Source organism: Fodinibius salsisoli (assembly GCF_026229185.1).
GTDB classification, from domain to species: Bacteria; Bacteroidota; Rhodothermia; order Balneolales; family Balneolaceae; genus Fodinibius; species Fodinibius salsisoli.
The window spans coordinates 1-9,426 of sequence record NZ_JAGGJA010000028.1 but is presented as its reverse complement, the minus strand read 5'-3'; the positions used below and the strand labels follow the sequence as shown (position 1 = coordinate 9,426).

Annotated in this window: 9 protein-coding genes; 2 read left to right on the top strand and 7 right to left on the bottom strand. The window is 45.4% G+C overall.

Features of this window, described 5'->3' with window-relative positions; genetic code table 11:
- Positions 1-110: 110 nt before the first annotated feature.
- Complete coding sequence (locus J6I44_RS20415; protein WP_265768127.1) at positions 111-1,916, bottom strand: copper resistance system multicopper oxidase; 1,806 nt, start codon at positions 1,914-1,916, stop codon at positions 111-113.
- A 155-nt stretch (positions 1,917-2,071) separates the two neighbouring features.
- Between J6I44_RS20415 and J6I44_RS20410 the strand changes: the two genes are divergently transcribed.
- Positions 2,072-2,794 (top strand): response regulator transcription factor, encoded by a 723-nt coding sequence (locus tag J6I44_RS20410; RefSeq protein ID WP_265768126.1) that lies wholly within the window; start codon positions 2,072-2,074, stop codon positions 2,792-2,794.
- Between the two features lie 4 nt (positions 2,795-2,798).
- Positions 2,799-4,232, top strand: coding sequence for a sensor histidine kinase (locus tag J6I44_RS20405; RefSeq protein WP_265768125.1), 1,434 nt, complete (start codon positions 2,799-2,801; stop codon positions 4,230-4,232).
- Here J6I44_RS20405 and J6I44_RS20400 read toward each other — a convergent pair.
- From J6I44_RS20400 to J6I44_RS20375, 6 genes are all read right to left on the bottom strand, one after another.
- Positions 4,229-4,870, bottom strand: coding sequence for a class I SAM-dependent methyltransferase (locus J6I44_RS20400; RefSeq protein ID WP_265768124.1), 642 nt, complete (start codon positions 4,868-4,870; stop codon positions 4,229-4,231). The two genes, J6I44_RS20405 and J6I44_RS20400, sit on opposite strands and share 4 nt — an antisense overlap.
- Positions 4,871-4,912: 42 nt before the next feature.
- The gene (locus J6I44_RS20395; RefSeq protein WP_265768123.1) at positions 4,913-5,545 is read right to left on the bottom strand and encodes a hypothetical protein; all 633 of its coding nucleotides are present in this window, start codon (positions 5,543-5,545) and stop codon (positions 4,913-4,915) included.
- Positions 5,546-5,680: 135 nt separating this feature from the next.
- A complete protein-coding gene (locus J6I44_RS20390; RefSeq protein WP_265768122.1) occupies positions 5,681-6,508 on the bottom strand; it encodes a c-type cytochrome in 828 nt (275 codons plus the stop codon).
- Between the two features lie 142 nt (positions 6,509-6,650).
- Complete coding sequence (locus tag J6I44_RS20385; protein ID WP_265768121.1) at positions 6,651-8,180, bottom strand: glucoamylase family protein; 1,530 nt, start codon at positions 8,178-8,180, stop codon at positions 6,651-6,653.
- Between the two features lie 11 nt (positions 8,181-8,191).
- Positions 8,192-8,524, bottom strand: coding sequence for a glutaredoxin family protein (locus J6I44_RS20380; RefSeq protein ID WP_265768120.1), 333 nt, complete (start codon positions 8,522-8,524; stop codon positions 8,192-8,194).
- Positions 8,521-9,378 carry a restriction endonuclease gene (locus J6I44_RS20375; protein WP_265768118.1) on the bottom strand — a complete coding sequence of 286 codons (858 nt, stop codon included), beginning with the start codon at positions 9,376-9,378 and terminating at the stop codon, positions 8,521-8,523. Before J6I44_RS20375 ends, J6I44_RS20380 begins: the two co-directional genes overlap by 4 nt.
- Positions 9,379-9,426: the final 48 nt, after the last annotated feature.

Genomic DNA, 9,426 nt, shown 5'->3' with positions numbered 1-9,426 from the left:
ATGATAGCGAAGGTTGTGAGAATGAATGTTGATGCGCGTTTAATCGTGTTCATTATGTTACAATTTTGTATATCAAATAGAATTCGTTTGTAAAAGCTCGCTAAATCTATTTACGAATAGTCTTGCCCATAGATACTGCCGTCTTCATCGGCCACCTGGACCACCCGGAACATGCCGCGTTCCATATGGTAGAGAATGTGGCAGTGAAAGGCCCATCGCCCTTTGTCGCGCGGCGTAATGAGGGCTGAAATTCGTTGGGCCGGTTGTACGAGTAGGGTGTGCTGGCGGGGATTGTATTGCCCGTTACCGTTTTCCAGCTCCATCCACATGCCGTGCAGGTGAATCGGATGTTCCATCATGGTATCGTTGACCAGCGTGAGCCGGAGCCGTTCGTTGTGTGTAAATTCAATGGGACCGTCCACTTCGTGAAACTGCTCACCGTCAAACGACCACATGTAGCGTTTCATGTTTCCGGTCAGGTGCAGCTCCACTTCACGCTGGACATCGCGTTTATCTTTATTGGGACGCAGGCTTTTAAGATCATTATATACCAGTACTTTGCGTCCGTCGTTGCCGAGACCTATGCCCGGCTCATCGAGTCGGTTAAACTGGTTCTGTGCAATCGCAGCGGCACCAATACCGTGTGTATCGGGACCGTGTTTTACGGGTGTCTCCTTCATAGCTGGCATTTGCATATCGCTATGATCCATATCTCCGTGGTTCATAGCCCCATGATCCATGTTTTCCATGTTATCACCTTCCATATCACCCATCTGCATCATCATGCCCATGTCTTTCATATCACGCTTGGGTCGGGGACGGAGATCGGGCACTTGTGCTGACATGCCTTCACGCGGTGCAAGTGTGCCACGGGCGTAGCCACTACGGTCCAAGGATTCGGCAAAAATGGTATAGGGTTTTTCTTCTTTGGGTTCTACAATAACGTCATAAGTCTCAGCAATACCGATACGGAATTCTTCGATGGGCACCGGCTCGACATTCTGGCCATCGGCTGCTACCACGGTCATCTCCAGGCCGGGAATACGAACGTCGAAAGCAGTGGTACCGGCCGAGGCATTAATAAATCGCAGGCGCACTTTTTCACCTTTCTTAAAAAGGGCATTCCAGTTTGAGTTTGGTCCAAGGCCATTCATCAGATACGTGTAGGTAGCACCGGTTATGTCCAACAGGTCAGTCGCCTTCATACGCATCTTTCCAAATGAAAGGTAGTCCTTAACGGTATCGCCAAACCCATTTTCTTTTATATCCCCAAAAAATTCTCCGAGTGTACGCTGCTGATAATTGTAATAAGCGTCCAGTGATATGACGTTGTCCAGCACATCATGGGGATCTTCAAAGGTCCAGTCAGAAAGCACGATCGGGTATTCACGATCATACTCAACGGGATCTTTGTCAGCAGGATCAATGATCATGGGACCATAATGGCCGAGCTGTTCCTGCAGCCCCGAGTGACTATGGTACCAATACGTGCCGTGCTGACGCACTGGGTATTGGTATTCAAAGGTTTCACCGGGGGCGATGCCGTCAAAGCTGACGCCGGGGACGCCATCCATCTGGAAAGGCAATAAAATTCCATGCCAGTGTATCGAGGTGGTATCTTCCAGCTCGTTTGTAACTCGCAGCATTACGTCTTCTCCTTCCTGAAGCCGGATCAAGGGGCCAGGCACCGTACCATTGATACCAATGGCTTCGCCTTGCTTGCCATCAATCTTGTGAGGCATTTTACCGATGGTCAGATCGATAACATTGTCCGGTCCTTTGGGGGTTAAGACCTCCCGATTGTCAAATCCGGCAAAAGCGTAGGTGGGGAGGACAGAACTTATTCCTGCCATGGCGGCCATCGAAGCTGTATAGCGCAAGAATTTACGACGGCTCATATTATTATTGTCACTCATAAGGAATCGTAACCTGTTGTTTTTATTAGCTAAAGCATTGGTTTTATAGTGTCGAGCCGCAATATAAGGGGTGAACCTTAAATCAAGCTTAAAACATTATTGATAAGCATCTTTTATCTTTAGGTCATTATTTCAATAATTAGAAAGCCAGTGGTATGTGGATATTATTAGTGGAAGACGAAAAACAACTTGCCAGCTCTCTTAAGCGTGGACTGGAAGAAGAAGGCCATGTGGTCGAGGTGATGCATGATGGGGAAGAAGCCGAGCTGCAGGGGCTGGTGAATGATTACGATATGGTTATCCTGGATTGGCGGTTGCCCCATCGGGACGGCAAACAAATTTTGGAGCATTGGCGTGCAGAAGACCGATCTTTTCCAGTCCTTATGTTAACAGCACTGGGAGACTTGGATCACAAGGTTGCGGGGTTGGATGCCGGAGCCGATGATTATATGGGTAAGCCATTTTCTTTTGAGGAGCTGCTGGCACGCGTTCGAGCATTAGGACGGCGTTCCTCGGAGATGCAGAATAATGACCCTGTTTCTGTAGGACCTATTGAACTAGATTCGCGGAAGCACTGGGTAAAAGTTTGTGGCATTAAGCGTTCGTTGCGACCTAAGGAGTTTATACTTTTAGAACTTTTGCTCAATGAACCGGAGACCGTCTTTTCCAAAACACAGATTGCCGAGCGGGTCTGGGGATCGGCCTACCACGTAAGCGATAACACCATTGAAGCGACGATTTCAACGTTGCGCCAGAAGTTGGCGGAATCATTTAAAGAATGTGAAGAAGAGTTTATGGAAGATACTTCAAAGGTCATTGAAACCATACGTGGAGCGGGTTATCGACTCAACAACAAATTAACACAGACGGAAGAGTAACATAGTGGCACATATTACCTCATTTTTTGACCGGTTATCTATTTCTAAAAAATTGGCGTTCTGGTATGGGTTAAGTCTGTTCATGATGCTCAGCCTGTTTGGCTATTTCCTGTACGAGACTTTTCATCAGTCCATTCATCATAATTATGATCGGCACCTTCGTTTTGAAGCTGAGCAGTTGCTTCCCCATATAAACACCGAAGATTCACTCTCCATTGATCTTACAGGGTACAGTAGGAACGCTGCACTTGAAAGTGGGGTAGAGTACGGGACCTATGTTCGGATGTATAATCAGAAAGATAGCTTAATTTATAATAGCCCCAACTTCTCGGATACGATACAGCCGCTGGATACAGAAATTCCCGAAACAAACGAGGAGTATTCCTTCAGCAGCCAGTGGCAGGATCTTCCGGCGCGGACGCTGTTTTATCCTATTAACAATAGTGATGGTGAATTTTGTGGCTGGCTGGAAGTAACCGGATTTGAATTGACATTGAATGAAGAGCTGAGTTGGTTTAGGCAATATCTGTTGGTCCTGATTGCGATAAGTGTGGCGTTTTCTATCCTGGGGGGGTACTGGCTTTCCCGAAGAACTCTGAAGCCGGTGGCGTCTATTAATGAAGCAGCGAAATCAATCACAGCCACAGGTTTGGATAGGCGAATTCCCGTAAACTACCAGGTAAAAGACGAGCTCACGGACTTGGCCGAAACGTTTAATATGATGCTCAACCGCCTGCAAAAGGGGTTCGAGCGAGAAAAGCGATTTACCTCGGATGCTGCTCACGAGCTTATGACCCCTCTGTCGTCGATGCGCAGTGATGCTGAAATCATGCTTCGCAAGCCCCGCTCCAAAGAGGAGTACCAGGAAACCATTCAGCGGATGCTGGTGGAGGTGCGTATGATGAGTGAAATGGTGCACCTTCTCCTGCAGCTTTCGAGGGTGGAGTCGGTGCACAGGTCAAAGCCGGAGAAGGTTAGCATCAGCCGTATTACAGAAGCAGTGACCGAACAACACCAGGAAAGTGCTCAGGCAAAGAATATCAGTATTCAAACGCAGATTGATTCTGACCTGCAAGTCCGGGCGCATGGAGCGTACATTGAAGAGGTGATCAACAATCTGATGGAAAATGCTGTGAAGTACACACCTGAAGGTGGCCAGGTAAAGCTCCAATTGCAACGCAGTAGCGGTAAGGCAGTTATCCACCTGAGTGATACTGGGATCGGCTTTGATGAGGAGACCAAAAAGCACCTTTTTGAACGCTTTTACCGGGCCAATGAGTCAGAAGTGCAGCAACAGTCCGGCAGTGGGCTGGGGCTGCCACTCGTAAAAGCCATTATTGAATTGTATGGTGGAAGAATTAGAGCTTACAGCGAAGGAGAGGGGAGAGGAAGTACATTCGTGGTTGAATTGCCGCTGGCAGATGAAAAGGAAATTTAATGCGGTTTGCTCGCTTCGATTTTTTTGAAGATGCCCTTCGCAGTTAAATCCTGAACCTTTTCAATACTCCAGCCGGCCTTTTCAACATTTGCTACCGTTTGCCGGGCGATATGAACACCACTAAGATAGTGGATGGGAGTATCCAGCGTTTCCATTAGACTGGCTAGAAAGGAATGTTCCGGCTTCATGTGTTCTAACAGATGTAGCTTGCCACCAGGCTTTGTGACGCGCAGTGCTTCTTTTAATCCCAATACGGGATCGGGAACCGAACAAAAGACAAAAGTGGCTACCATTTCCTTAAAATGATTGTCTGGAAAATCCATGTCTTGGGCATCCATCTCTTTAAGGGTAACATGGTTTTTTCGTTTATCCTTCAGTAACCCTTTTGCCCGTTTGAGCATGCCTGAGGAAAGGTCAATTCCCGTTAATTCAATTTCTTTAGGATAGTACGGGATGTTTTTACCGGTGCCAACTCCAATTTCCAATACTTTTGGACCGTGTATCTGCTGCCAAAGTTTTTGTCGCCATTTTTTATACCAAAGATGTTCGACCGGCCATTCCATCACGTCGTAGATGGTCGATACAGTGTTATATCGATTTCGAGTAAATTCCGTCCGTTCGTTTTTCAGCTCCTTCATAAGCATGTATAAATAGTGGTGAAAAAGACAGATGAATAGGTATTAGTGATTCCCTCCATTCATGCCGTGACCACGGCCATGCCCGCGTCCACCTTCTTCCCAATAATCACAGATTCCATTTTGATTAGCATCAGTGAAGCCCGGCCCATGCCAAATGGGACTGCCGTCTTGGGCATAATCACAAATTCCGTCTCCGTTTTGATCTACGAAGTTATGACCGGCCCCCCTGTGAGTTTCTCTTTCAAAATAGTCATTGATTTCGTTGCTATTTTCATCATGAAACCTCATGCCTTCATGACGTCGGTGCATAGCATGAGAAGTATCCCAGTAATCACAAATACCATTATTGTTGTCATCGACAAATCCTGGCCCGTGCCAGGTAGGGCTTCCATTTTGTGCATAATCGCAGATCCCGTCGCTGTCCTGATCAATAAAATCATGACCGTGCTCTCCAAAGTGTTGATCCTGATTCGAGGTTCTATCATTACTTTTAGATGTGGTAATCGAACCTGATTCATGGGTCGACTGTTCTACATAATCATTGATGCCATTACTGTTTACATCTACGAACATGGGATATACAGCGTCTTCTTCATGCTGGCTGTCTGTGGAACCACAACTGTTGAGTAGCAAAAAGGCAGTTAATAGCACAAAATAAATAGTTAGATTTTTCATCTTGATCCTCTAGTAACATTGAATATTTAGCAATACATAAATAAAAATAAGATTGTCTTCCTAAGCGTGATCAGAAGGGTTATCCTCTTCTTATGCCGTACGAAGTCCTACAAGAAACACTGGTTATGCATCAATTTACTCCTCAGTTATTTGTTGAAGTTCTGAAGCGGTCCAGGGGCGGGTACGTTTTCTATATTTTTGGGAGGTCTTGATGACCTCATCTTGGGTAATCTTAGGAAAGTTCCCCTGACTTTGGGTACGTACATAGTTAAGTATGGAGGCCATTTCCGCAGCACTAAGTCGGGCTTTGAATGAGGGCATTATCCCTTGATACGTTTGTCCCTGAACGTCAATCTCCCCCTGCAGACCATGGAGTAAAATACGGATGGGAACAGATTTGTTACTGTTTACCCATTTTGAATTGACCAGTGGTGGGAATGCTCCTGATATTCCTTCGCCGTTACTTCCATGGCAGGAGGCACAGTTTTGAGAATACAGGTTTTCACCATTCAATAACGCGGGATCTCCTTCCTCGTTAAAAGGCACCTCGCTGGGCTCATCCAGGTCGGGAATCATCTTTCTCATATTACCATACTCTTCGGAGAGACGACGATTTATCCGAGCCATATTTTGCTGGTCCATCCGCTGGTGCATTCGGGCCATTTGTTCGTGCATGCCCATCATCTGGTTATACCACTCACCGGTCATGTGGCTCTGCATGTGCATGCCCATGCCTTCAGCCATCATATTATCGCCCTGCATATGACGCCCCATGTTGCTAGCCATCATTTGACGGTGACTGACATCCATATCATCGTGCATTTTCTGCATCTGGTTGTAGAGCGATTGTAAGTCAGACGGCAGAGTGTCCATTGCGCCTTCATAGTTTGTCAACAGCTTTTTGTAATTAGATTGCAGAGAATCATAGGCGGTTTCTAATTCCTTCCGTTGTTCCTCACTCATGTAGCCTGAGCCTCCCATTTGACATGAGGATAGAAAAACGAGGAGTCCTGCTATTACCAGATAAAATCCAACGTCTTTTTTATTCATCATAATTCTCTTCTCAAGTTAAAGTTAATTCATGATAAACTTCTCTTAATAGGATTCATAACCATCCGTTTCTAAATCCTGCTTTTTTTAATCCATTCACAAGATGCCTGGATCCACGCATAAGCTTCCATATCAATCCGGTCCTATAATTTTCGATCATAAAGACAACCGGCCCAAGATTGATACCATAATGATAGGAAGACGTCCACCCCTCCCGGGTTTTTGGGTTATTGGGATAACTAAGATTGAAACTACATCTCAGGCAATATTTCCCTGTAATCTGGGGATACACGTCTTGGAAATTTTGGATGGTTGGCAATACAATTTCAGGGGCGAAGGGTAGCGAAGCGACTACAGCCCACGGGGCAACCGTGCCATCATCGGGTCCGTAGGGTGCGCCACGGGCGATATAGCCAAAGAAGGAACGTTCAATGCCGTTGACTTTTTTTGTGCTCCAACCCGGGCCGTCGCTGGCTGTTATTCCCCAGAAATTTTCTCCGTAGCCTTTAAAGTCTAATGGATTTCGTATGGCGTAATCACGCTGGACATAGGTAGCCCGGCGGCTATTTTTAAAATAATTGGTCCCTTTTTCCCGCATAAAAGCATCCTGGATACCACGAAAATCGATCCAGATGTGGGAATATTGGTGGATAAACAGCGGGCCGCCGTAGATGAATTCATAGCCATATATTTTCTTCCATTCATAGGAAGAAGTCCAGGCTTTGTAGCTTTCCTTCGGCAACGGTTGGGACGGAGAGCCAAGAGCAAGGAAGTACAGGAGCCCAGCCTCGTCATAGCCTTCCCACCGATAGGGTAGAAAGCCGTCCTCTGGTGTCCACCCGTGGGTGATTGTGGCTTTACCGTTGCAAACCCATTTCCAATCGACACGGCGATAAATCTCATCGACCAGGGTTCGGATTTCCTGTTCCTGTTTGGTTTCGCGGTCAAAAAAGGCGGCAGCCAGAAGCATACCAGCCAGCAGAATACCGGTATCGATCGTCGACAATTCGCACTTACCGGCACGTTTCCCAGTCTTCATATCCAGAAAATGATAATAGAAACCTTTGAGTCCGGTAGCATTTGGAGCGGGACTTTGCTCGCTGGTCCAAAAGAAGCGCAGGGTGGATAAGGTACGTTGAACTGCTTCGCTTCGTGATATCCAGTCGCGTTCAACTCCCACCACATAGGCTCCTAATGCAAAACCGACCGAAGCTATACTGGCAGGCGAACCCAACTGTGAATTGTCTGCTACCAGCCCGTTATTCGGATTGGTTTCATGCAAGAAATAATCGAAAGCGTGGCGTTGCAACCTATCCAATCTTCCACTATCAAAGTCGGAAGGTGGTTTGTGTTCTGATGGTATCTTTTCGAATCGAATATTTTCTGATTTTTTTGGTAGCTGACGAAATGCCTCTTCTGTTATCCTTTGGGTAGAAATACCGTCATAAAGTTTATCTTCTATAGCCTTAATTACCCGGTCAATCACTTTTGAATCAGCACCGGTAGCAACCAGCATACGGCGTAGCTTAGCTTCATTATAAGGTTCTTTTTCTCCGGATGCTTTTGTGACGTTTATCGTAGCCATAGGCAAAGTGGTTACTGATGGTTTTTAGCAGGTAGGGTACCATAATATTTGTGGTCAACCTGTTTTCTCCATTGATATCGATCCAAAATACTTTTGACTTTCGAAATTGGGGGTTTTTCATGATAAGTTCCATTTAAGAAGAGTACAGGCAGAATCAAGGGGTTTCCCAGTTCAGATATCAACGCTTTTGCTTGCTTGGTATCAAAGCGTAAATCGATAAAGGTAAATGCTTGTTGTTTGACCCGAAGCAGATTGACTAATTTTTGGAGGTATTCACACCATTCCTTGCAGTAAATAATTAAAGTAGGATCCCTTTCAAGGTGGTTATTATCGGAGTATTTCATTTAGTCATCTCATTTTTATTGGTATTGCAAATATCCTGAGCTTCCTTCAACACTTGATTCTTTTTGCGGCTGTCCAGTCCTATGCTTGTCAGGATCTTATCATTCTCACATAACTGTTGGCAAAAAACGATATTCTGCTGAAGCAACTGCTGTTTATCTTTCTTACTAAGGGTTGAAAGACAAGTAATAGGATGGAGATTCACTTTGCTAATAAGATCTTTCAGCCCATTATTTTGGGGATAGTCCCAACTTAACAGTTTAAGATCGATGCATTTGCCATACTGCAGGGCATCCTTGGTAAATCGAGTATTGGTTACCACCCATCCCTGGTGTTGCTTGTCTTCGTGACTGGGCTGGCTACTCCAGTTTCTTTCCACATCCTTGAATCGTGATTGAATGTAAAGGGGGACTTTTACATTACATTTATGCCCTTTTCGGTTGTGAAATTTGCATTCTATCATGAAATGCTTGTTATCCTTCTCAGCAATCACATCAATTTCATGGGATACGCAGTTGCCCTCCACAACAATTCCTGTTTCAGTTTGGTAGCCTAACCTTTTAAGTAGTTCGCCAACAAACTTTTCAAAGGGATAACCAGTAGGTCCCAGTTCCAATAATGCTTCTTTTAACTTATAACGTCCGGCGGAGCGATCGGAATACTGTCTAAGCAGTCGAAAAGCCCTTTTATAGATCTCCTGAGTGGAAATGCCATCATAGAGTATCTCACTGATTACATTTATAATTCGATCAATAATTTGTTGATCAGCACCTGCACTGTTGAGTGAACGCCGAAGTTTATTTTCATCAAATGATTCTTTTTCTCCGGATGCTTTGGTGACTGTGATTGGTGTCATATTTTAGACCATTATTGAATTGAAATAACTACAAATTTGATTGTCCAG

Bases quoted from the DNA above. Each gene is read 5' to 3' on its own strand.
- J6I44_RS20390 (WP_265768122.1), bottom strand. From the start codon at position 6,508: ATGAGTGAGGAACAACGGAAGGAATTAGAAACCGCCTATGATTCTCTG.
- J6I44_RS20395 (WP_265768123.1), bottom strand. From the start codon at position 5,545: ATGAAAAATCTAACTATTTATTTTGTGCTATTAACTGCCTTTTTGCTA.
- J6I44_RS20375 (WP_265768118.1), bottom strand. From the start codon at position 9,378: ATGACACCAATCACAGTCACCAAAGCATCCGGAGAAAAAGAATCATTT.
- J6I44_RS20400 (WP_265768124.1), bottom strand. From the start codon at position 4,870: ATGAAGGAGCTGAAAAACGAACGGACGGAATTTACTCGAAATCGATAT.
- J6I44_RS20410 (WP_265768126.1), top strand. From the start codon at position 2,072: ATGTGGATATTATTAGTGGAAGACGAAAAACAACTTGCCAGCTCTCTT.
- J6I44_RS20380 (WP_265768120.1), bottom strand. From the start codon at position 8,524: ATGAAATACTCCGATAATAACCACCTTGAAAGGGATCCTACTTTAATT.
- J6I44_RS20385 (WP_265768121.1), bottom strand. From the start codon at position 8,180: ATGGCTACGATAAACGTCACAAAAGCATCCGGAGAAAAAGAACCTTAT.
- J6I44_RS20415 (WP_265768127.1), bottom strand. From the start codon at position 1,916: ATGAGTGACAATAATAATATGAGCCGTCGTAAATTCTTGCGCTATACA.